Source organism: Vibrio sp. 10N.222.55.C7 (assembly GCF_041473335.1).
Lineage (GTDB): Bacteria > Pseudomonadota > Gammaproteobacteria > Enterobacterales > Vibrionaceae > Vibrio > Vibrio crassostreae_C.
Map to the genome: position 1 here is coordinate 40,334 of NZ_JBFRSC010000028.1, position 23,204 is coordinate 63,537.

Genomic DNA, 23,204 nt, shown 5'->3' on the forward strand with positions numbered 1-23,204 from the left:
CTCGTATCTCGTATCTCGTAGAAGCATAAGAAAGCCCCAACACGAATGTCGAGGCTAAAGTATCTTTATTTATGTTCTAGCTGAGTATCCGCTGCGTGCTACTCTTCGTTGTTTTCAGCAAACTTAGATGGTGACATGCCAAAGTGGTGCTTAAACCTTTGACTGAAATAGGAAGGGTCATTGAACCCCGAATCAAACGCCACATCAGAGATCTTCTCTCCAGCGAGTAAGCGCTCACACGCATGCTCTAGACGTACTTCATTCAAGTGCTCTTTGAAGGTCTTGTTGTAAGCCGATTTAAAGCGTCTCTGTAAGCTTCTCTCAGACATAAACAAATACTTAGCGGCAGTTGCAGTACTGAACTCGGCATCAGCGTAGTTTTCACTCACAAGCTGCGACACTCTGTTCTTCCACTCTTGTTCCGCTGTCAGTTTTTGTTGCTCTGGTGTTGAGGCGGCAAGCTTAATGGTTTCAATCTGTTCAATTGTGCTGGCTTCAAGATTGTCGAGTACTTGATACTCAATTGGCCACGAAAGCTGAACCTTATTTTGAGACTCCGAAACAAAGGCATTAAGCTCACCACCGCTCTGATTCATCAATAGCGGCAGCTTTTCGATGTTAAGGTCGGTCGACTTTCCGGTATTGTCACCCATGCTTGATGCCAGTTTAGGGAAAGGCATCCCATGATCTCGAATGGTCACAACAAGATGCTCCTTAACCTCTTCAACCAGAACCACCATACTCTGCGACTTAAAGTTTCTCTTGATGATGCTCGCAACCAAGCTATTGAAGATAATATCGAGATTAAAATACAGCAACGAGACATATCGTTGTTTTGTTTCGACTTTAATATCCAGTTCAATACCGGCTTTGGTTAAGTCATCCTGCCAAGCTTTGAGTACCACCTCTAAGATTAAAATTATATCGTAACAAACTTGCCCTTCTCCTTGAGGCGTATTACTCAATTGAGCTAAGCCATTTTTCAAGGTTAGAATCGGCGACTTCCCGAGCTCGTCATTCCAATTCGGGAGCATCGCAGCAATATGATTCACTTCAGAAGAGAGTTCATTGGCAGTGTGAGACACAAGCGCATTCTTCACGGATAGCTGCTTTTTAAGCTGTTGATTAGTGGCGAGTAATATCCGGCTTTGGTGCCTCAATTGGTCTGTCTTCAGTGCAACTTGCGCTTTTAAGTGCCGGTTGGCAAAAGTGACATAACGCGAACGCCAAAAGACTAAGATAGTCACAACGCCAATCAGTAATATCAGAGAGCTTGCTGCAGCCCAATTGGTCAGATACCAAGGCTCCGCAATCGAGAAGCTTTGATTGGTTGACACAAAGCGATAATGGGAGCCTTTAACCGGCTTCACTTCAAGTGTGTAATCCCCTGGAAGAAGATGATCGAGCGTTAACAAGCCCCCTTCAAACTCACTCCAAGGTTCATCGTCGCTCAGTCGGTATTCCATCGCAGGTGCGAACGTTGCTGGTAAGATACCTAGCTTAAACCCCATCGATGAACCATAAGGAATCTCATCCAGCTCTGCCGTTTTCCCGCCAAGTGATACCGTTTGTTGGTCGACACTTATCTTACTCAACAAGGCACGGCTATGAGGTGTAGTTGATACCAGTAACTCGTTAGATAACGCGCTGACTACACCATACTTTGAGCCGAAAACAAGCCTCGAAGGTTGGCTATCTTGACTGTAAAAAAGAGCACACGCTCCTGCCGCCAGTTCATTGGTGATCAAACCAAATGGCGAACCTATGTGTTTATGCAGTTGCCCATCCAATCCGTAATAACTGATGCCTTTCGAAGAGCCTAACCAAACACCATTGTCATCGCTTATCAGGCAGTTGGGGCTAATATTGTCTTCAACAAGAGTGATTTCTTGAATAATAGAGCTGTCATCCGGGATTCGATACACGCCATAACTGCTCGCAAACCACTGCGCTCCATCCTTCGCTTTTTCAATATCGACGACTTTGCCAAACCGTTCGCTGGAACGACTAAAGCTAATTCGTTTATCAATGAACGAGTAGAAGCCATGATCCGTTCCTATATAGATGCGACCTAGCAAGCCTACATTGAGAGCGGTGATCTTCGCAGGCAAGAACTTGTCGACTAACCAGTCAGTGCCATAACTCGTCAGTTTCATGGTTTCGATAGATAACGAATAGAGGTTTTGCCCAGAGGTCATCCAAAGAACGTTATCGGCTTGAAGCGCAAGGTTTTCAACACGCACTCCCTCAATTGGCCTTGGTAAATCAAGGGCTTCGGGTTGTAGTGTTTCCGTATTTAGACTGATGATACCTTGTTCGGTCGCCAACCAAATGGAAGAGCCAAAGATCTCAAAATCATTAACAGGGTTAGAGTAAACACGAATTGGGTTCTCTTCACTTTCAGAATCAACCAAGTAGAGCCCCATTGAAGACGCGACCCAAGATAACTGGTCACTGACAGGCAGTACTTTGTTGATCACCACACTACTCGAATGCATGCCCATTCCAGTTAGGGGTGTTCTCGAGAAGGTTTTGCTGAACAGTGAGAAGTATCGGATACCGTTGTTTGTCGCAACCCACATGCCACCAGCATGATCGTTTATCAACGAATATATTTTCTCACCCGGTAACGAGAAGTCTTGACTAGCGGCTTGTTCGAATCGAGTAATTTGTCCCGTAATAAAGTTGTAGCTAATAAGGCCGTGCTCTGTACCAATCCAATACTGGTCCGAAGTTTCGGCCAACGAGAGAACATGCGACCCTTTAACGATGGTCTCTTTGTCTGGGTTCGCGAGATCAACAATCACAGCACCATTTAAAGTACCGATCACTAACTCACGTCGAGCATTCGAAAAATAAACCGTCTCAATATGGTTTTTGTCTGATGCGGTGACATGGGTAAACTCTTGATTCTCTGAAAGGTAAACGCCAGAACTGGTCGCTAGCACCCACTTTGATAGTACCCACTCAGCGTCGTTAATCGCAATGTCACTGCTGTTATTGTATCGGTACAGTTTAAGTAGAGAGTAGGTGTTGAATTCTAAAGATTGAGTGTTGTAGGTATAGAAATTACTGCCGTCAGTAACCCAAATATAATCGCCTGATGCACCGATATTCGCTATTTCAGCGCCGGGACTTAGGCTAAACGCCAATTCGTTGCCAATTCCAGGGTTATGTCGATAGACCTCATTGTCGAAAAATGTCCAAAACTCATCGTTCAGAAAGGCGACTCTTTCCGAAGAAAATTGCAGTAAGCTTCCCTTGCGAGGGAATAGAGTTCGACCATCGTAAAAGAGTACTTTTCCATGCACATCATGAACCCAGAGCCCACCTCCGGCACCTAAATACAAGTTTTTAGCCGCAAGGAAATTCCCTTGCGCTTGAGCGGGCAAAGGATAGAAAACGGAGGGCGAGGTATTTACCGCTAGAACGCTAAATGAAATGCTCATTAACATGAACATTTTGAAGATAATTCGATACAACTCTTAATCCTGAACAGCAACAACACATGAAATTTTGGGTACCACAACGTCTTATCGTTGCTAAACCAAAAACTGAGTTTTTTTGTGCTTATTATTATCTTTCCATTTTAGCGGAAATTAGAAAAGGAGAAAGGAGGTTTGTTATTTGTTAGGAGGTTTTATCTTAGCGGTCACGAAAATGCCGCAAAAAGCGGCATGATTCATAAATTAACGAGAGCAAAGTAGAGTAAAGAATACTCGTTTATGACTTACTTCTCGTCTAAGCAACTTGTATAGCTATCTGTAAGTTGCTGAAGAAAATCGAAATAGCTTCCACTCTTCACTTCAACTGTTGAACCGATAGGGTCAAGCTGACCTTGTTTTGCGTTACTTCCGCGCGTCACTGATTCAATCACAGCAGGAGTGAATTGAGGCTCAGAAAACACACATTGAACGTTTTCACGTACTATCGTTTTCTTAATAGCGATCAGGCTTTTTGCACCCGGCTTACGCTCTGGGCTCACCGTAAAGTGACCTAAGTTATTTAGCTCAAACTCTTGCTCAAAGTAACCATACGCGTCATGAAAAACGTAGTAACCTTTGTCTTTCACGGGTGCAAGTTGCTCTCGAATAGACTGTTGCTTCTCTTTCAATGCAATCAGGAATGAATCGAGATTCTCTTGGTACGCCATTGCGTTGTCTGGATCAGATTCAATCAACTTAGCTGAGATGTATTTTGCAGCTACTTCAACTTGCTCGATACCTAACCAAAAATGCGGGTCATGGCTACCGTGGTGGTGCCCTTCATGTGCATCGTGGTCATGCTCTTCGTGTCCGAACTCTCGCAAGTTGATTCCGGGAATATCACTGATCTTGATAACATTTTCTTTTGAACCAATCACCTTAGTCAGAAAGGCTTCTAGGTCAGGGCCGAACCAGATGACCATATCGGCACTATGAACTTTTTTGACATCCGATGGCTTAAGCGCATAATCATGCGGCGAAGCATTGCTGTTCATCAACACATCCGGCTCACTAACGCCTTGCGTTAATTCTGTCACAATCATTTGAATTGGTTTAAAGCTTGTTAGAATAGTATTGGCACTTGCGACACTTGGCGCTAAAAGCAAAGTAGCAAGTATAAAAGATGAACGTGACATAATCCCTCGATAATAGAAAAGTAGCTTAGGCTTGAGGTAAATGTTACATTATAACATTAGCGAATTGCAAATGAGTTCTATTCATGGATAACTTAATCCAACTAGATTCTGTGAGCGTCGAATTTGACGGTCGAAAAGTTCTAGACAACATCTCTCTAAATTTAGAGCGCGGCAGAATCACCACCCTGATTGGGCCAAACGGTGCAGGAAAGTCGACATTAGTAAAAGTGGTACTGGGTTTACAGACCAAATTTTCAGGCACAATAACAAAAGCTAAAAAACTGAAAATTGGCTATGTACCACAAAAATTAAAGCTCAATGATTCCCTACCGCTCAACGTAGAGCGTTTTCTAAAACTCACTGGCAATTTCAGTCAGCAAGAGATCCTTGAAGCATTGAAGCTTGTTGGTGCTGAACATCTGCAGAAGAGTAACATGCACCAGCTATCTGGCGGAGAAAACCAACGTGTGCTCATTGCTCGTTCATTGCTAAGAAGACCAGATCTACTGGTTCTCGATGAACCGGCTCAAGGCGTCGACGTTCAAGGGCAAATAGACCTGTATGACTTGATTGACACCATTCGCCACCGCTTTGGTTGTGCCGTATTTATGGTTTCACACGATCTGCATTTAGTGATGGCAAAAACAGACGATGTTATCTGTTTACACCACCACATCTGTTGCTCAGGCGCACCTGCAGACATCAAACACCATCCTTCGTATATTGCGCTCTTTGGCACCGCGACCCAAGAGACGCTAGCGTTTTATCATCACCAACACGAACATCACCATCATGATCTCGCAGGCCAGCCTGTCGAAGGCGACGTGCATGAATGTTCAAACCATAAACACGGACACCACTAATGCTTGAGTTTCTTCTTCCCTCTATTTTGGCGGGTTTGGGTATTGCACTAATTGCAGGCCCACTAGGTTCATTCGTGGTGTGGCGTAAGATGGCTTACTTTGGTGACACGCTTGCTCACGCTTCTTTGATGGGCTTAGCACTTGGCTTTCTGTTCAACATTAACTTGTATTTCGCGCTGCTGATTTGTTGTTTGATGCTGGCCGTGTTGCTAGTGACTTTACAAAAACAAAAGCTGGTCGCGACCGATACCCTACTCGGTATTTTGGCGCACAGTGCGCTATCACTTGGTTTGGTTGCTGTCAGTTTCTTAGATAACGTTCGTGTTGACCTAATGAGCTACCTATTTGGTGACTTGCTGGCAGTATCTCCAACGGATTTAGTGTTCATCTATGCGGGTGCTGCTGTGATTGGATTAGTACTTGCTATCTTTTGGCGACCACTACTATCAACGACGGTTAACGAAGATCTCGCGGCGGTTGATGGCATCAACATTGATTTAATGCGTCTGATTCTGATGCTATTGGTCGGTATCGTGATTGCTGTCGGTATGAAGTTTGTTGGTGCGTTAATCATGACATCGCTACTGATTATTCCTGCAGCAACGGCAAGGAAGTTCTCGAGCACACCTGAGCAGATGGCCTTCCTTGCATCAATTATTGGCTCTATCGCTGTATTCGGTGGATTAAGCTTGTCTTGGTTCTATGATACGCCTGCTGGCCCGTCTGTGGTTATCAGTGCGGCAGCAATGTTTATGCTATCTCAAATGGTTAGAAGTCGAGCTTAGCACTTAGCAGTACGATCTCGTATCTCGAAAACATAAAAAAAGGCTTGGTCAGTGACCAAGCCTTTTTAATATCGTTTCAATTAACTTCTATCTCAATCGATAAAAGCCAGCTGATTACCAACCCGTGATTTCACGTAGGCCTTTACCGATGTCAGCAAGAGACTTAACAGTCTTAACGCCTGCTGCTTCTAGTGCTGCGAATTTATCTTCAGCAGTACCTTTACCGCCAGAGATGATTGCGCCTGCGTGGCCCATACGCTTGCCCGGAGGAGCAGTAACACCAGCGATGTAAGATACAACTGGCTTAGTTACGTTTGCTTTGATGAACTCAGCCGCTTCTTCTTCCGCAGTACCACCGATTTCACCAATCATTACGATTGCTTCAGTTTCTGGGTCTTCTTGGAAAAGTTTTAGGATATCAATGAAGTTTGAACCTGGGATAGGGTCACCACCGATACCAACACATGTAGACTGACCAAAGCCTTCATCTGTTGTTTGCTTAACTGCTTCGTACGTCAGAGTACCGCTGCGAGATACGATGCCTACTTTACCCTTCTTGTGGATGTGACCAGGCATGATACCAATCTTACACTCGTCTGGAGTGATAAGACCTGGACAGTTAGGACCGATCATGCGAACGCCAGTTTCTTCTAGCTTCACTTTAACGTCGATCATATCTGTTGTAGGGATACCTTCAGTGATCGTTACGATCAGTTCGATACCTGCATCAATCGCTTCTAGGATTGCATCTTTACAGAAAGGAGCTGGTACGTAGATAACTGTTGCTGTTGCGCCAGTTACTTCTACCGCTTCACGTACTGTGTTGAATACTGGAAGGCCTAGGTGAGTTTGACCACCTTTACCAGGTGAAACACCACCAACCATTTGCGTACCGTATGCGATAGCTTGGTCTGAGTGGAATGTACCTTGACCGCCAGTGAAACCCTGACAGATTACTTTAGTGTCTTTGTTAATTAATACAGACATTATTTAGCCTCCGCAGCAGCAACAACTTTCTGAGCAGCATCTGTTAGAGATTCAGCTGCAATGATATCAACATCAGAATTAGCAAGTACTTCGCGACCTAGGTCTGCGTTTGTACCTTCTAGACGAACAACTACAGGAACTGTTACGCCGACTTCTTTAACTGCACCGATAATACCTTCAGCGATCATGTCACAACGAACGATGCCACCGAAAATGTTTACGAGTACTGCTTTAACATTGTCATCAGAAAGGATGATCTTGAATGCTTCAGCTACACGCTCTTTAGTCGCGCCGCCGCCTACATCAAGGAAGTTTGCTGGCTTGCCGCCGTGTAGGTTTACGATATCCATCGTACCCATCGCAAGGCCTGCACCGTTAACCATACAGCCAACGTTGCCATCTAGTGCTACGTAGTTCAGTTCCCACTGTGCTGCGTGTGCTTCGCGCTCATCTTCTTGAGATGGATCGTGCATTTCACGAAGTTTTGGCTGACGGTACATCGCGTTTGAGTCGATGTTGATCTTACCGTCTAGACAAAGCAGGTTGCCTTCGCCAGTAATGACAAGCGGGTTGATTTCTAGTAGAGCTAGGTCGTACTGAGAGAACATTTTGCCAAGACCCATGAAGATCTTAACGAACTGTTTGATTTGATCGCCAACTAGACCAAGTTTGAACGCAAGTTCACGGCCTTGGTAAGCTTGAGGGCCTACTAGAGGATCGATCGCTGATTGGTGAATCAACTCTGGAGTTTCTTCAGCGATTTTCTCAATGTCCACACCGCCTTCAGTTGACGCCATGAATACAATTTTACGCGTTGCGCGGTCAACAACAGCACCTAGGTAAAGTTCGTTAGCAATGTTTGATGCTTCTTCAACTAGGATCTTAGTTACAGGCTGACCATTAGCGTCTGTTTGGTAAGTCACTAGGTTTTTACCTAGCCACTTTTGTGCAAACTCTTTAACGCTTTCTTTGGTGTCATGTAGCTCTACGCCGCCCGCTTTACCGCGGCCACCAGCGTGTACTTGACACTTAACGACTTTCTTGGCTGTACTGATACGACCTGCAGCTTCGAAAGCTTCTTGTGCAGTATCACATGCGAAACCTTCTGGTACAGGCAAACCGAATTCTGCAAACAGCTGTTTGGCTTGGTATTCATGCAAATTCATTTTGATATTCCGTTTATTTTCCCTTAAGGGATTATTATTTCCATAACGACACAGTTTCCTGTGTTACGTCTGTAGGGTCTTCTCAAAACAACTGCTGTCCATTTTCTAATGGCTTTACAGTTCAATTGAAGGCCAGACGTTGAGCAGCCTAGCCTTTGAAACTTTTTACGTCTAGCTAACGGGGTTAACTAGACGTTTTAGCGATACTAAACGTCTAATAGCAGACGTGCAGGATCTTCTAGAAGCTCTTTGATGGTCACTAGGAAGCCAACTGATTCACGGCCATCGATTAGACGGTGGTCGTAAGAAAGCGCTAGGTACATCATTGGTAGAATCTCTACCTTGCCATCAACAGCCATTGGACGGTCTTGGATTTTGTGCATACCCAAAATTGCCGCTTGAGGCGGGTTGATGATTGGCGTAGACATTAGAGAACCAAATACACCACCGTTTGTGATAGTGAAGTTGCCGCCCATCAGTTCATCAACCGTTAGCTTGCCGTCACGACCTTTGATTGCTAGCTCTTTGATGCCTTTTTCGATATCAGCGAAACCTAGTGTGTCACAGTCTTTGAGTACTGGAGTCACTAGACCACGTGGCGTAGATACCGCCATGCTGATGTCGAAGTAGTTGTGGTAAACGATATCTGTACCATCAATAGAAGCGTTCACTTCTGGGAAACGCTTCAGTGCTTCTGTTACTGCTTTCACGTAGAAAGACATGAAGCCAAGACGCGTATCGTGACGTTTCTCGAATTGGTCTTTGTACTGCTTACGAAGGTCCATGATTGGCTTCATGTTCACTTCGTTGAAAGTAGTCAGCATTGCTGTGCTGTTTTTCGCTTCTAGAAGACGGTTTGCAACTGTCTTACGCAGGCGAGTCATAGGCACGCGTTTTTGGCTGCGAGCCGCTGCTGGCGCTTCAACTGCTGGTGCAGATGCTGCTGCCGGAGCCGCTTTCGCTGCTGCTAGGTGTGCGTCGATGTCTTCACGAGTAATACGACCACCAACACCAGTGCCTTTAACGTCAGCTGGTTGTAGGTTGTGCTCAGCAAGCAGGCGACGAACAGCTGGGCTTAGCGCGTCGTTGTTCTCTTCTGTTAGCGCAGCTTTATGGCGCTTATCAGGAGATGCTTCTGTATCTTCAGTGGTGTCTTTCGTTGGTTCACCAGCGACAGCACCCGGCTTGATTTTAGCCAGAAGCTGCTTAGAAAGTACCGTAGCACCCTCTTCTTCGATGATAGCTTCCAGAACACCCGCTTCAGGAGCCGGTACTTCTAGAACTACTTTATCTGTTTCGATATCTACAATGACTTCATCACGTGCAACCGCTTCGCCCGGTTTTTTGTGCCAAGTAGCAACTGTTGCATCAGCCACAGATTCAGGTAAATCTGGAACCAGAATTTCAATTGTCATGTGCGTATTTTCCTTTTACTTCTAGTTCTTAAGTAGGGTCAAAGCGTCGTCAACTAACGCTTTTTGTTGTTTCAAGTGTACTGACATATAGCCAACAGCTGGTGATGCTGATGCAGGACGACCTGCGTATTGAATATCAGCACCTACTGGGATAGCAGCTCGGAAATTATGTTGGCTACTGTACCAAGCACCTTGGTTTTGTGGCTCTTCTTGACACCAAACGTAATCGACTACATTTGTGTACTGTGCGATGGCAGCTCTCACGTCCTCATAAGGGAACGGGTAAAGTTGCTCAATACGTACAATAGCGACATCGTCTTGCTCGTTCTTACGTCTTTGGTCAAGCAGGTCAAAGTAAACCTTACCTGAACAGAACACGACGCGTTTTACGTTCTCAGGAGCCAGATCATCAATTTCTGCGATAGCTGGTTGGAACGTACCTTCTGCCAAATCTTCAAGAGAAGAAGTACACAGAGGGTGACGAAGCAATGACTTAGGTGACATTACAATCAGTGGACGACGCATTGGTCGAACAACCTGACGGCGAATCATGTGGTAAACCTGAGCTGGTGTTGAAGGAACAACAACCTGCATGTTTTGTTCAGCACATAACTGAAGGTAACGCTCAAGACGTGCAGAAGAGTGCTCTGGGCCTTGGCCTTCATAACCGTGAGGAAGCAGCATAGTTAGACCACATAGACGTGCCCACTTTTGCTCACCTGATGAAATGAATTGGTCGATAACAACTTGTGCACCGTTTGCGAAGTCACCAAATTGAGCTTCCCAAAGGGTTAGACCGCTTGGCTCTGCTGTCGCGTAACCATACTCAAATGCGAGTACCGCTTCTTCAGATAACACAGAGTCAAACACTTGGAATGGCCCTTGTTTATCATGAATGTTCGCAAGAGGAACATACGTGCTTGCATCTGATTGATTGTGCAGTACTGAGTGACGGTGGAAGAACGTACCACGACCTGAATCTTGGCCTGAGATACGAATACGCTTACCGTCGTCAACAAGTGTTGCGTATGCCAGAGTTTCAGCCATACCCCAATCGACTTGTTTCTCACCATTCACCATGGCAGTACGATCGTTGTACAGTTTATTTACTCGGCTTTGCAGCTTGTGGCTGTCCGGGTATTGACAAAGTTTGGTACCAAGCTCTTTCAGGCGCTCGATATCAATCTTGTTATCCCACTCGATGTTCCAGTCGTGACCTAGGTAAGGAGACCAGTCTACTGAGTGAAGTGCCATTGGACGCCACTCTTTAACCACAACTTCACCGTGATCAAGTGCATCACGATATTCGTTAACTAGCTGAGTTGCTGTATCAATACCAAACTCACCGCGCTCCATTAGCACGTCAGCGTAAAGCTTACGTGGTGTTGGGTGCTTCTTGATTTTTTGGTACATCAAAGGCTGTGTTGCATTCGGCTCATCGGCTTCATTGTGACCGTGGCGACGGTAACAAACCAAATCAATAACAACATCACGCTTAAACGTATTACGGTAATCCAATGCAAGACGCGCAACAAACGCAACCGCTTCTGGATCATCAGAGTTAACGTGGAAAATCGGAGCCTGAACCATCTTCGCGATATCGGTACAGTACATCGTAGAGCGTGTATCGCGAGGGTTAGACGTTGTAAAACCAACTTGGTTGTTTACAACGATACGAACCGTACCACCTACACAGAAACCACGAGCTTGAGACATGTTAAACGTCTCTTGTACTACACCCTGACCAGCGATAGCTGAGTCACCGTGGATAGTAATTGGAAGTACACGGCTACCATCATTATCACCAAGGCGATCTTGACGTGCACGTACTGAACCGATAACTACCGGGTTTACGATTTCTAAGTGAGATGGGTTAAATGCTAGTGCTAAGTGAACGTTGCCGCCTGGCGTTGCGAAGTCCGCAGAGAAGCCTTGGTGGTATTTCACATCACCAGTACCCCACGTGTCATCGTGCTTGCCCGCAAACTCGTCAAACAGGTCTTGTGGCTTTTTACCAAGCACGTTGACCAACATGTTTAGACGACCACGGTGAGCCATACCAACAACAACTTCACGCATGCCTTGTCCGCCAGCATGACGAATAATTTCTTTCGTCATTGGGATAAGAGCATCACCACCTTCCAACGAGAAGCGTTTTGCGCCTGGGAATTTCGCACCAAGATAGCGCTCAAGACCTTCAGCAGCAGTTAGCTCTTCTAGGAAAGCTTGCTTTTCTTCTTTGTTGAAAGAGGGTTGACCAGATACAGACTCTAAACGTTGTTGGATCCAACGCTTTTGCTCTGTATTTGTCATGTGCATGTATTCAGCACCAATAGAGCCACAATACGTTTGCTTTAGAGATTTGTAGAGATCTTTAAGCACCATCGTCTCTTGGCCAATGGCGTAAGAGCCGACGTTGAACGTCTCATTGAGGTCATCTTCGGTAAGAGTGTGGAAAGAAGGGTCCAGTTCATCAACTGTCGCTCTTTTCCATAAACCTAGGGGGTCTAGATTTGCTGCTTGATGCCCTCGGAATCGATAGGCATTAATAAGTTGCAGAACCTTTACTTGTTTCGCATCGACATCTGGATCACTAACTTGGACACTGTAATGCTTTGTTTCTTGAGCGAGTCGACGGAAGTATTCACGAACACGAGAGTGTGGTTGTTCCACTGTCTCTGAAGCTTGCACAGGCAGTTCTTCAAAAACACTTCTCCATTCGTCACTTACCGAATCTGGGTCACTTAGATACAGTTCATAGAGTTCTTCTACGTACGTTGCATTGGCGCCAGCCAAGTGTGAAGACTCGAGCCATGCCTTCATCACGCCGTTGTGCATATTTTCCCTTAACCAGTAGTTTTCACGTTTGCTGCGGTCTATGCCGAGCTATTAAAAGGCCGCCCCAAAACTTCTAGGGCGGCAATTTTTATATAACTTAAACCGAACGATTCACTAGCATGGTCTTGATGTGACCAATAGCTTTCGTCGGATTTAATCCCTTAGGACAAACACTTACACAATTCATGATGCCATGGCAACGAAAAACGCTAAATGCATCATCAAGATCGGACAAACGTTCGTCTGTCGCTGTATCTCGGCTATCAATTAGCCAACGGTACGCTGCAAGCAGGCCTGCTGGTCCGATGAATTTGTCAGGGTTCCACCAGAATGATGGGCATGACGTTGTACAACATGCACACATGATACATTCGTACAATCCATCTAAATGAGCACGCTCATCAGGGCTTTGTAAGTTTTCACGAGCCGGTGGCACATTGCCATCAGACACTAAGAATGGCTTCACTTTTTCGTAGTTATCGTAGAACTGAGTCATGTCTACAATCAGGTCACGAACAACGGGTAAGCCAGGCAGTGGGCGAATCACAATCTTGTCTTGGCCCGAAAGCGCAGACAATGGCGTGATACACGCTAGGCCATTTTTACCGTTCATGTTCAAACCATCCGAGCCACATACACCTTCACGGCATGAGCGACGGAATGAGATTGTTGGATCTTGCTCTTTCAACAGAATAAGCGCATCCAAAAGCATCATGTCTGAACCTTCATCCACTTCTAGAGTGTATTCCTTCATATAAGGTTTCTGGTCGACATCTGGATTGTAACGATATAAAGAGAAATTCAGTTTCATGGTCATATCTCCTTAGTACGTACGTGCTTTTGGTGGGAACGCTTCACGATGGATAGGTTCCATGTTTACACCACGCTTAGTCATGCTCTCTGACTCTGGGTTGTAAAGTGAGTGGCATAGCCATTGCTCATCATCACGGTCAGGGAAATCGAATCGAGCGTGTGCGCCACGGCTCTCTGTACGGAAATTTGCAGCAACAGCCGTTGCGAATGCCGTTTCCATCAAGTTTTCAAGCTCTAGACACTCGATACGTTGAGTGTTGAACTCTGTAGACTTATCAGATAGGTGTGCATTTTTCAGACGCTCGCGAATCGCTTTTAGCTCTTCTAGGCCTTCAGCCATTGCTTTGCCTTCACGGAATACTGAGAAGTTGTTCTGCATACATTGCTGAAGATCTTTACGGATTTGCGCTGGATCTTCGCCGTCTGTGCTGTTTTCCCAACGGTTGTAACGCTCTAGTGAACGCTCAATGTCAGCTTCAGTTGCAGGTTTCGCTTCGTCTTGCTTCTTCAGTGTCTCACCTAGGTGTAGACCTGTCGCACGACCAAATACCACTAAATCAAGCAGTGAGTTACCACCTAGACGGTTGGCACCATGTACTGATACTGATGCGATTTCACCACAAGCAAAGAGACCTTGGATTTCAACATCGTTGCCGTCTTCGGTTTGCTTAATAGCTTGACCAGAAACTTGTGTTGGAACACCACCCATCATGTAGTGACATGTAGGGATTACTGGGATTGGCTCTTTCACTGGATCAACGTGAGCAAAGGTACGAGAAAGTTCACATACACCAGGAAGACGAGATTCAAGTGTCTCTTTACCTAGATGATCAAGCTTAAGCTTAATGTGTGGACCCCAAGGGCCATCGCAACCGCGACCTTCACGAATTTCAACCATCATTGAACGAGCAACAACATCACGACCCGCTAAGTCTTTAGCGTTTGGTGCGTAACGTTCCATGAAGCGTTCGCCGTCTTTATTGAGAAGGTAACCACCTTCACCACGACAACCTTCCGTTACCAATACACCTGCACCAGCGATACCCGTCGGGTGGAACTGCCACATTTCGATGTCTTGCATAGGAACGCCAGCACGAATCGCCATACCAACACCGTCACCAGTGTTAATGTGTGCATTGGTTGTTGATGCGTAGATACGACCAGCACCACCAGTCGCAAGGATTGTTGCCTTCGCTTTGAAGTAGCAAACCTCGCCCGTTTCCATACAAAGCGCGGTAGTACCTAAAATTGCACCATCTTCGTTTTTAACAAGATCCAGTGCATACCACTCAGAGAAAACCGTCGTTTTGTGTTTAATGTTTTGTTGGTAAAGCGTATGAAGCAGTGCGTGACCAGTACGGTCGGCTGCAGCTGCGGTACGAGCCGCTTGCTCACCACCAAAGTTTTTAGATTGACCACCGAAAGGACGCTGGTAAATAGTACCGTTCTCAAAACGAGAGAAAGGCAGGCCCATTTTTTCGAGTTCGATTACCGACTCAGGACCGTTTTTACACATGTATTCGATAGCGTCTTGGTCACCGATGTAATCAGAACCTTTTACTGTGTCATACATATGTTGTTCCCAATGGTCTTCATGCGCGTTACCAAGAGCAACAGTGATGCCGCCTTGCGCTGAAACCGTATGAGAACGAGTAGGGAAAACTTTAGAAAGCAATGCACAAGAAAGGCCTTGCTCAGAAATTTGCAGTGCGGCACGCATACCTGCACCACCAGCGCCGATCACTACGGCATCAAACTCACGAACAGGAATAGTCACTTACGCACCCCACAAAATAAACAGACCAGAGAAGAAATATCCAAGAAGAACTGCAACAACACCGACTTGAAGACCAACACGCAGTTTTGCGCATTTGATGTAGTCAGTTAGTACTTGCCATAGGCCGATCCACGCGTGAACCAAAACAGAAGTAAGCGCTAACATGGTGAAGACTTTAGTGAAGGTTCCACCAAAGAATTGCGTCCAAGATGCGTAAGAGATATCACCAGAGAAAGCACAAAAGCTAACTAGGTAGATAGTGTAAAGCGTCATAATGATGGCAGTAGCACGAATCAATAGATAATCGTGGACACCATTACGACCAAAAGTAGAAACGTTGTTTACCATACTAAGATCCCCGCTAGTAGAGACAATACCGCTGTTGCTGCGAATGCAACCTTAGCGCTCTTCGCGCCAGATTCCAGCTCTTCAAAGTGACCAAGGTCCATAAGAAGGTGACGAATACCACCAGCAATGTGGTAAGCCAAAGCGGTTAAAATGCCCCACAGAATAAACTTCACGAAGAAACCATCGACAATGTCGCTAGCTTCGGCAAAGCCTACTGGGGATGAGAGGGAAATGGATAGTAACCAAAGCAAAATTCCAATCGCGACAAAAGTTATCACCCCAGACACACGGTGTAGGATGGAAGCTATTGCTGTGATTGGAAAGTGGATGGTCTGTAAATCTAAATTAACAGGTCTTGTCTTTCTTTCTTTCACGGGCTTGCTCACTCAGCTCCATTGAGCATTATGGTCATTAAATAACCTTATGATATTGTTATGGACAAAATTTGATTGTAAACCTTCAAAATTTAACATTAACTTAACAAATAACTGAAGTTGAGCCTTAGATAATTGTAAAATAATTGTTAACTGCTCGATTAAGAAAGACACCTCACATTTCTTCTTAGCCTTGCATTTATAAGGTTTTAACCAAACTTTTCAGCGTCACTATACGACTGGCAACATTCTAATACAATTGATGTAACAAATAATGCTACACAGACCAGATTTTTAACGAATTTAATGTAAAAAACACTAACAAGTGCACACAAAGCTTCAGAAAAATTGACTTTCCCACGTAAGACCAGTAAAAAAATGGCACATAAACATCCTGGACGGATTAAATAATAAACAAAGGAGATTGTTATGGCGGATAAGAAAGCTACCCTTCACATTGAAGGTCAAGCGCCAATCGAGCTGCCGATTACAGAAGGTGTACTTGGTACTCCAGTGATCGATGTTCGTACACTAGGTTCTAATGGTTTTTTCACTTTTGACCCTGGTTTTCTTGCCACTGCATCCTGTGAGTCTCAAATCACTTTTATTGACGGTGGAAAAGGCATTCTTTTACATCGTGGTTATCCAATCGACCAACTTGCCAATAACGCTGATTACTTAGAAGTATGTTACATACTTCTTTACGGTGAAGCCCCATCTCGAGCTGAGTACGAAAAGTTCAAGACTACCGTGACACGTCACACTATGGTGCACGAGCAAATCGCTAGTTTCTTCCACGGCTTCCGTCGTGACGCTCACCCTATGGCTGTAATGTGTGGTGTTGTAGGCGCTCTAGCGGCGTTCTACCACGACTCACTTGATGTCAACAACGATACACACCGTGAAATTGCGGCATACCGCCTGATTTCAAAAATGCCAACACTGGCTGCAATGTGTTACAAATATTCAATCGGTCAGCCGTTTATCTACCCACGTAACGACCTAGGCTACGCAGAAAACTTCTTACACATGATGTTTGCAAACCCATGTGAAGAGTATGAAGTGAACCCTATCGTTGCTCGTGCAATGGATAAGATTTTCACTCTACATGCTGACCACGAACAGAACGCTTCTACGTCTACAGTGCGTCTTGCTGGTTCATCTGGTGCTAACCCGTTTGCGTGTATCGCAGCAGGTATCGCATCACTTTGGGGCCCAGCTCACGGCGGTGCAAACGAAGCTTGTCTGCGCATGCTTGAAGAGATCGGTAGCGTAGATAACATTGAAGAATACGTTGCGAAAGCAAAAGACAAAGATGACCCATTCCGTTTGATGGGCTTCGGTCACCGTGTTTACAAGAACTACGACCCACGTGCAACAGTAATGCGCGAAGCGTGTCACGAAGTGCTTAAAGAGCTAAACATCCAAGATCCACTACTAGACGTAGCGATGGAACTTGAGCGTATCGCTCTTTCTGATGAGTACTTTGTTTCTAAGAAGCTATACCCGAACGTAGATTTCTACTCAGGTATCATTCTGAAAGCAATCGGTATTCCAGTATCTATGTTTACAGTAATCTTCGCGATGTCTCGTACCATCGGTTGGATTGCTCACTGGAACGAAATGCACAGCGATCCGACGAACCGTATCGGTCGTCCTCGTCAGCTATATACTGGTGAAGAACAACGTGACTTTAAAGCACTTCACGAACGTGAATAGTTGCTATAAATCATAATGTTAAAAGGGGTTGATGTGAGAACATCAACCCCTTTTCTTTTGTACGCTCTCAACCCCGTCATCCTCAAGAATGCGAAGTGAACGAATAAAATAATATCGTCATCCCCAAGAACGAGGGACGAATGAGTTGGGGATCTCCTTAAGCGAGCAGATAAACTATACAGGTTACCTGCTCAATTCTAGAGAACGACGCATACACTCGACTCGTACCCCTTATCTCGCATCTGCTCTTAAACTGGGTTATCGATATCGATAAACTCAACATCCAAGCAGTGCTCTTTTGCTAACCACTCACCTAGTGCCTTCACGCCGTAGCGTTCTGTCGCATGATGACCTGCAGCAAAATAATGGATGTCTTGCTCGCGGGCCGAGTAAGTTGTGCGCTCAGAAATTTCACCAGAGATAAATGCGTCGATACCTTGAGAGGCTGCAAGTTCAATGTAATCTTGACCGCCGCCAGTACACCAACCTACCGTTTCAATCATTTTATCTGCGTTTTCAGGAGCAATATGTAGCGGCTTACGATTCAGTACTTGATCAATTTTTGCCGCAAACTCAGCACCGGTCATCGGTGTCTTTAATCTACCAAACATAGCAACCGATTGTGGGTGCCCTTCCAAGCCACCTTCTACTTCAATATCAAGCAGTTCAGCGAGTTTGGCGTTGTTACCAAGTTCAGGATGGATATCGAGAGGTAAGTGATAACCCAAAAGGTTAATGTCATTCTTTATCAGAGTGCGAATGCGTTTGCCCTTCATGCCACGAATTGCCTCTGACTCACCTTTCCAAAAGAAACCGTGATGAACCAACAAAGCGTCAGCCTCTAGCTCAACCGCTTTATTAATCAAAGCTTGCGAAGCCGTAATACCAGTAACAATACGCTTGACTTCAGAAGCACCTTCGACTTGAAGGCCATTCGGACAGTAATCTTTAATCTGCTGTGGCTGCAGTTTTTCGTTAAGTAGCTTTTCTAATTGTAAGTTATTCATTTTTATTTCCAGCTTACCTTTATAATAACGTCGTTATATCAATTTACGGGTAGAATGTCGAAAGCCCTTCCACTCTGTTTCTAGAGAACAGATGCCTGAAGTTTACGAGGAACCGATGACTGAACTGCAACGCTTTTATCAATGGGTGATTAGCTCACCACCGCTACTAGAAATCAAGCCACCGGTTTCGGATCTCAGTGCATTCTCTAGCAACCATGCCATCGACTCATCACATACTTATGAGGGTAATCCTAGATTAGGTTTCCTCTACCAATATCTATGCGAGCAAGTGATCGCTTCCTCACCGAATTACTCGATAAAGCACGACGAGATTCAGATCAATGTGGAAGGCAGAACTCTCGGTGCAATCGACTTTATTCTTAAAGAAGAGAGCAGCCAAAAGCTGGAACATTGGGAAGTGGCGATTAAGTTTTATCTGCTCCACGAACAAACATGGTTTGGACCCAACTCTCACGACCAATTGGATAAGAAACTCGACAGGATGCTCAGCCACCAACTCGAAATGTCCTCTTCTGCCGCCTTTGTTGAGCAATATCCAGAAATCGATGTCGACTCAAAACACTTACTGATGCAAGGTCGTCTATATACCAACCCTTTCTTAGAGCAAAACATACCGACAAAATGCTTGGGCTATGACATTAACCCAAGCCAAGTAAACGGCTTTTGGTGCTATCAAGATCAGGCTCATTTAATCAGTGAACCACTGTATCCACTCACCAAAGAGCAATGGGCAGCAGGGACGGATGATTTCAGCAGTCAGCCGATCACCGAGTTCGGTGATCGCTTCGTCCATGGGCAAACAAAGTCGGGGCAATTCTGGTTTGTGATGCCACAAAGTTGGCCACACGGTTAGTCGTCTGAGCTAACTCAGTTACCTTTTCCCGCTTATACGTAACTAACACAAACAAAAAGGGTTGATGCTTTCACATCAACCCTTCTTCTATTTACTTAGCAACTCTAGTAATCGAGATTCGATTATAGGCCAGCGGCTGCAAATACTTGGTTAACAATCTCTTGAGCTTCTGCTTCGATTGCTTTCAGGTGCTCTTCACCCTTAAAGCTTTCACAGTAGATCTTGTAGATGTCTTCAGTGCCTGATGGACGCGCAGCAAACCAGCCGTTCTCAGTTGTCACTTTCAAGCCACCAATCGCAGCACCGTTACCTGGAGCGTGTGTTAAGCGTGCAGTAATTGCATCACCAGCCAACGTCTCAGCAGAAACCATCTCTGGAGATAGTTTCTTCAGCACGTCTTTCTGTGCACCATTTGCTACCGCTTGAATACGGTTGTACTTAGATTCACCGTGTTTAGCGGCAAGTTCTTCGTAGTATTCTTGTGGGTTCTTACCTGTCACTGCTGTGATCTCAGCCGCAAGCAAGCAAAGAATCAGGCCGTCTTTATCTGTTGACCAAGGCGTACCGTCTTTACGTAGGAAAGAAGCACCTGCGCTCTCTTCGCCACCAAAACCAAACTGGCCGTTGTATAAGCCATCAACGAACCATTTAAAACCAACTGGCACTTCACAAAGTTCGCGACCTAAGTCAGAAACTACGCGATCGATTAATGCACTTGATACTAGTGTCTTACCAACAGCAACGTCTTTACCCCAACCTTCACGGTTACGGTATAGGTAATCAATACAAACCGCTAAGAAGTGGTTTGGATTCATCAAACCTTTAGGTGTCACGATACCGTGGCGATCGTAATCTGGGTCGTTACCAAATGCTAGAGCGTACTCGTCTTTAAGCGCCAGTAAGCCTGCCATTGCGTATGGAGAAGAACAGTCCATACGAACTACGCCATCTTTATCTAGAGACATGAATTGGAATGAAGGGTCAACCGCTTCACTTACCAGAGTAAGATCTAGATTGTACGCTTTACCAATTTGACGCCAGTAATCAATACCGCTGCCACCCAGTGGATCAACACCAATCTTGATGTTTGCTTTCTGGATCGCTTCCATATCCACGACGTTAACCAAATCAGCGACGTATGGCGCGACTAGGTCAACTTCTTTTACTAGCTCAGACTGTTTAGCCTGTGCGATAGGCGTACGCTTAACACCTTGCATTTGCTCAGCAATGATCACGTTCGCACGGTCTTCAATCGCTTGAGTCAGTTCAGCTTCAGCTGGGCCACCGTGTGTCGGGTTGTATTTAATACCGCCGTCTTGAGGTGGGTTATGTGAAGGCGTGATAACAATGCCGTCGGCTTTTTTGTCATTCACTAGGTTGTGCGTAAGAATCGCGTGCGAGATACCAGGTGTTGGAGTAAAGCCGTTGTTTTCTTGAATAATAACTTCAACACCGTTCGCTACAAGCACTTCGATAACCGTAGAGAACGCAGGCTCAGATAGAGCGTGAGTATCTTTACCTAAGAAAAGAGGGCCAGTTGTACCTTGCTCGGCACGAACTTCAGCAACCGCTTGTGCAATTGCTAGAATGTGGTTTTCGTTAAATGTTGATTTGTCTGCTGTACCGCGGTGACCTGAAGTACCGAAAAGTACTTTATGATCTGGGTTCGTAGCATCCGGTTGCTGTAAGAAATAGTTAGCAACTAAAGCCGGGATATTATGAAGATCTTCCTGCTGAGCTTTCTGCCCAGCACGAGGGTGCATAGCCATTTTTCGACATCCTTATATATAAAATTTTAAAACAAAAAAACCTCATAATATCTTCTTATCCATGGATATTATGAGGTTTAAATCAGATTTCGTTAAATTGAACCTGTTACTTTTTCTATCAATTCTGCTTGGAAATTCATGCGGCTCATAAGCTGCTCAACCATCTGTCTTTTTCGGCTTGTATTGTTATTAGTAATAACCCAAAAAGGACTTTGTGGAATAGCTTTAGGCTTAGTCGTGTTGCCGTTTGCTAGCAAGGTCGCTTCGTTATCTGCAAAGTAAACGCGCTTACGGCCTTTTACTTGAGTTGCTTCTGAAAAGCTTAAAGGGTCGATTTTATGCAGTGTTGATAACACAAGCATGAAACGATCAATGGCTTTCTTTAGTGATGCAAACTCATCTGATATTAGTAGTGAGCGCATTTCTTTAACGCCATCGAACTTCTCTGGAGTAAAGCCTACCTCTTTGCTAACAACGATACCTTTTGGCTCAACGATCTCTTCGATCGGAGCCATGCCTTGGCTATCAACCTGTAACAAGCGGCGCAGAATATCTGAAGCGCTTTCGCCAATACGTTCTGTCTGACCCGCAATAAAACGGTATAGGTCCTCATCAACCTCAATTGTTTTCATTCGCTTTTCACAATCTCAATGTTTAAACTCTGGGGGATTATAGCGAGATCCGCGCGGATACTCTACGTCAAACCCACCATGAATAAGATAAAAATGTCAGTACAGCTCAACTATAAAATTGAAGGTGAGGGTCACACCATTGTTTTGATCCATGGATTATTCGGTAATCTGGACAACCTTGGCTTGCTCGCTAGGGATCTAAAAGCCGATCATCAGGTACTTAGTATCGATCTCCGCAACCACGGTCAATCCTTCCATAGTGACACTCATAACTATCAAGCGATGGCACAAGACGTGGCTCAACTGCTGCATGATCTTAAGTCAGAAGACGTCACTGTGATTGGTCACTCGATGGGTGGCAAAGTAGCGATGGCACTGACACAACATCTTGCGCTGCATAAATTGATTGTCTTGGATATGGCTCCGGTCGCGTACACTCAGAGTCGCCACGACAACGTATTCGCAGGCCTGCAAGCCGTGATAGAAGAAGAGCCGACTTCACGCTCAGATGCACTCAAGGTTCTCGCAAAACATATCGAGATCGATGGCGTTCGCCAGTTTTTAACCAAATCTTTGTTCAAAACAGAGCAAGGCATCATGGAATGGCGCTTCAATGTTGCTTCGTTATTGAGCAACTACCCACATATTATTGGTTGGGAACCGATCGAGAAAACCTCGGTCAAAACCTTGCTCATTAAAGGTGGGGATTCAGATTACCTCACCGCAGAACATCAAGCAGCCGTTCAGCAGCAATTTTCTAACGCAAAAGCGCATGTCATTGCCAACACAGGTCACTGGCTGCATGCTGAAAAACCAGCAGAAGTACTTAGAGCAATTAGAAAATTCATCGCTTAACTGCGCTTTTTCGTGCAGATAAATGAGAGCTGTGTAATTACTGCAGATTAACTTTATCTCACAACAGTGATATAGTGCGCCCAAGCAAAATTGGTATATAAGGTTCCCATGCTTTACGACTACATGAACATCATCGAATCTGTTGGTTTAGATCTCCTGTTTGCCGCGATTTTCTTTTTAATCGGTATGGCAATTAAGGACGTTCTCAAGCAGGGAAATGTTCCTCCATTTGGTCGTCGCATCGTATGGTTAGTACTTTTCCTTGGCTGTGCGGGTTTTATCGCCAAAGGGATAATCCAACTAAGCTGGGAAGGAACTGGGATCTAACGATTCTCTTCCGAACTTTATTACACCGACAACA

The 23,204-nt window shown here is 45.1% G+C and carries 19 protein-coding genes; 6 read left to right on the plus strand and 13 right to left on the minus strand.

Going from position 1 to position 23,204, the window contains the following annotated elements:
* Positions 1 to 98: 98 nt before the first annotated feature.
* On the minus strand, positions 99 to 3,461 hold the full coding sequence (locus AB4482_RS10295) for a helix-turn-helix domain-containing protein (RefSeq protein ID WP_017067379.1): 3,363 nt from the start codon (positions 3,459 to 3,461) through the stop codon (positions 99 to 101).
* A gap of 269 nt (positions 3,462 to 3,730) precedes the next feature.
* A complete protein-coding gene (znuA, locus tag AB4482_RS10300) occupies positions 3,731 to 4,621 on the minus strand; it encodes a zinc ABC transporter substrate-binding protein ZnuA (RefSeq protein ID WP_017067380.1) in 891 nt (296 codons plus the stop codon).
* Positions 4,622 to 4,704: 83 nt separating this feature from the next.
* Between znuA and znuC the strand changes: the two genes are divergently transcribed.
* Together znuC and znuB are read left to right on the plus strand one after the other, a co-directional pair.
* A complete protein-coding gene (gene znuC, locus AB4482_RS10305) occupies positions 4,705 to 5,484 on the plus strand; it encodes a zinc ABC transporter ATP-binding protein ZnuC (RefSeq protein ID WP_017061943.1) in 780 nt (259 codons plus the stop codon).
* A complete protein-coding gene (znuB, locus tag AB4482_RS10310; protein WP_017061944.1) occupies positions 5,484 to 6,269 on the plus strand; it encodes a zinc ABC transporter permease subunit ZnuB in 786 nt (261 codons plus the stop codon). Before znuC ends, znuB begins: the two co-directional genes overlap by 1 nt.
* A gap of 114 nt (positions 6,270 to 6,383) precedes the next feature.
* Here znuB and sucD read toward each other — a convergent pair whose 3' ends face one another.
* The 8 genes from sucD to sdhC form a co-directional block, all read right to left on the minus strand.
* Positions 6,384 to 7,256, minus strand: coding sequence for a succinate--CoA ligase subunit alpha (gene sucD / locus AB4482_RS10315; protein ID WP_004734209.1), 873 nt, complete (start codon positions 7,254 to 7,256; stop codon positions 6,384 to 6,386).
* Positions 7,256 to 8,422 (minus strand): ADP-forming succinate--CoA ligase subunit beta, encoded by a 1,167-nt coding sequence (gene sucC, locus AB4482_RS10320; RefSeq protein ID WP_372180901.1) that lies wholly within the window; start codon positions 8,420 to 8,422, stop codon positions 7,256 to 7,258. Before sucC ends, sucD begins: the two co-directional genes overlap by 1 nt.
* Positions 8,423 to 8,628: 206 nt before the next feature.
* Positions 8,629 to 9,837: a 2-oxoglutarate dehydrogenase complex dihydrolipoyllysine-residue succinyltransferase gene (odhB, locus tag AB4482_RS10325; RefSeq protein ID WP_017056410.1), complete on the minus strand. Its 1,209-nt coding sequence runs from the start codon at positions 9,835 to 9,837 to the stop codon at positions 8,629 to 8,631.
* 21 nt (positions 9,838 to 9,858) lie between these two features.
* Complete coding sequence (gene sucA / locus AB4482_RS10330; RefSeq protein ID WP_017061946.1) at positions 9,859 to 12,675, minus strand: 2-oxoglutarate dehydrogenase E1 component; 2,817 nt, start codon at positions 12,673 to 12,675, stop codon at positions 9,859 to 9,861.
* Between the two features lie 97 nt (positions 12,676 to 12,772).
* Positions 12,773 to 13,486, minus strand: a complete 714-nt coding sequence (locus AB4482_RS10335; protein WP_010436773.1) for a succinate dehydrogenase iron-sulfur subunit — start codon at positions 13,484 to 13,486, stop codon at positions 12,773 to 12,775.
* Between the two features lie 12 nt (positions 13,487 to 13,498).
* Entirely contained in the window at positions 13,499 to 15,265 is a 1,767-nt protein-coding gene (gene sdhA, locus AB4482_RS10340; protein WP_017061947.1) for a succinate dehydrogenase flavoprotein subunit, read from the minus strand.
* Positions 15,266 to 15,613, minus strand: coding sequence for a succinate dehydrogenase, hydrophobic membrane anchor protein (sdhD, locus tag AB4482_RS10345; protein ID WP_010436768.1), 348 nt, complete (start codon positions 15,611 to 15,613; stop codon positions 15,266 to 15,268).
* A complete protein-coding gene (gene sdhC / locus AB4482_RS10350) occupies positions 15,607 to 15,999 on the minus strand; it encodes a succinate dehydrogenase cytochrome b556 subunit (RefSeq protein ID WP_017061948.1) in 393 nt (130 codons plus the stop codon). The genes sdhD and sdhC overlap by 7 nt, the downstream gene beginning before the upstream one ends.
* Positions 16,000 to 16,416: 417 nt before the next feature.
* Here sdhC and AB4482_RS10355 point away from each other — a divergent pair, with 417 nt between their 5' ends.
* Positions 16,417 to 17,706, plus strand: coding sequence for a citrate synthase (locus AB4482_RS10355; protein WP_017061949.1), 1,290 nt, complete (start codon positions 16,417 to 16,419; stop codon positions 17,704 to 17,706).
* Between the two features lie 248 nt (positions 17,707 to 17,954).
* On the opposite strand, the gene AB4482_RS10360 is transcribed toward AB4482_RS10355, so the two are convergent.
* On the minus strand, positions 17,955 to 18,713 hold the full coding sequence (locus AB4482_RS10360; RefSeq protein WP_137001202.1) for a Nif3-like dinuclear metal center hexameric protein: 759 nt from the start codon (positions 18,711 to 18,713) through the stop codon (positions 17,955 to 17,957).
* A gap of 115 nt (positions 18,714 to 18,828) precedes the next feature.
* On the opposite strand from AB4482_RS10360, the gene AB4482_RS10365 reads away from it, so the two are divergent.
* Complete coding sequence (locus tag AB4482_RS10365; protein ID WP_372180936.1) at positions 18,829 to 19,587, plus strand: DUF1853 family protein; 759 nt, start codon at positions 18,829 to 18,831, stop codon at positions 19,585 to 19,587.
* Positions 19,588 to 19,709: 122 nt separating this feature from the next.
* Here AB4482_RS10365 and pgm read toward each other — a convergent pair whose 3' ends face one another.
* Both pgm and seqA read right to left on the minus strand, forming a co-directional pair.
* Positions 19,710 to 21,356 carry a phosphoglucomutase (alpha-D-glucose-1,6-bisphosphate-dependent) gene (gene pgm, locus AB4482_RS10370; RefSeq protein WP_017061952.1) on the minus strand — a complete coding sequence of 549 codons (1,647 nt, stop codon included), beginning with the start codon at positions 21,354 to 21,356 and terminating at the stop codon, positions 19,710 to 19,712.
* A gap of 92 nt (positions 21,357 to 21,448) precedes the next feature.
* The gene (seqA, locus tag AB4482_RS10375) at positions 21,449 to 21,988 is read right to left on the minus strand and encodes a replication initiation negative regulator SeqA (RefSeq protein WP_017061953.1); all 540 of its coding nucleotides are present in this window, start codon (positions 21,986 to 21,988) and stop codon (positions 21,449 to 21,451) included.
* A gap of 93 nt (positions 21,989 to 22,081) precedes the next feature.
* Between seqA and AB4482_RS10380 the strand changes: the two genes are divergently transcribed.
* Positions 22,082 to 22,843, plus strand: a complete 762-nt coding sequence (locus tag AB4482_RS10380) for an alpha/beta fold hydrolase (protein ID WP_017061954.1) — start codon at positions 22,082 to 22,084, stop codon at positions 22,841 to 22,843.
* A 108-nt stretch (positions 22,844 to 22,951) separates the two neighbouring features.
* Entirely contained in the window at positions 22,952 to 23,170 is a 219-nt protein-coding gene (locus tag AB4482_RS10385; RefSeq protein WP_004737900.1) for a DUF2788 domain-containing protein, read from the plus strand.
* The last annotated feature ends 34 nt before the right edge of the window (positions 23,171 to 23,204 follow it).